This is a genomic window from Streptomyces cinnamoneus (assembly GCF_014650495.1).
GTDB lineage: Bacteria > Actinomycetota > Actinomycetes > Streptomycetales > Streptomycetaceae > Streptomyces > Streptomyces cinnamoneus.
In genome coordinates this window covers 1-512 of the sequence record NZ_BMVB01000103.1, presented here as the reverse complement: position 1 = coordinate 512, position 512 = coordinate 1, and the positions used below count along the sequence as shown (strand labels likewise).

General features: G+C 34.6%; 1 protein-coding gene. It reads right to left on the bottom strand.

Annotated features, from left to right (window positions below; translation table 11 throughout):
* The coding region (locus IE182_RS33020) for a SpaA isopeptide-forming pilin-related protein (protein WP_229845306.1) at positions 1-512 on the bottom strand (512 nt) is incomplete at both ends.

Sequence of the window (512 nt, the reverse complement as noted above, 5' to 3'; positions counted from 1 at the left end):
CTTCTCCATTTACATAAAAGATAAATTCATCTTTTACCGGAGTGCTTTCTGTATAGACTTCATATGTCACTAGATTTCCATTTTCATCCAAAGGTAATCTGTATCCTGCCGGTGCTTTTGTCTCCTGCAGATAATACTTTTGTCCAACTTTCAAATCTTCAAAATTTAAAATTCCTTGATAGTCAGTAATTCCTTTTGTAACTTCCTGTGTACAAGCTTTATCTGAGAACAATGTAAACTCAGCTCCTGCAAGAAGCTTGTCCTTATTATTTTCTTTATGGATTTGGAGTTTAAACGGAGACAGTAAATCTTCAACCGTCAAAGAAATATTTCCCTGATCCGTTACTTCAAATTTGATATTTCCAAGTGTTGGATCGTTTGTAGAAGTCAATGTAACTTTGTTATCTTCAGCAACGTCAAATTCTACGATATTTTCATTTACCACGTATCCATCCATAACCTCAAGCTCTGTAATCAAATGGTGTCCACGTTGTAATGCTTTAAATGTCAAG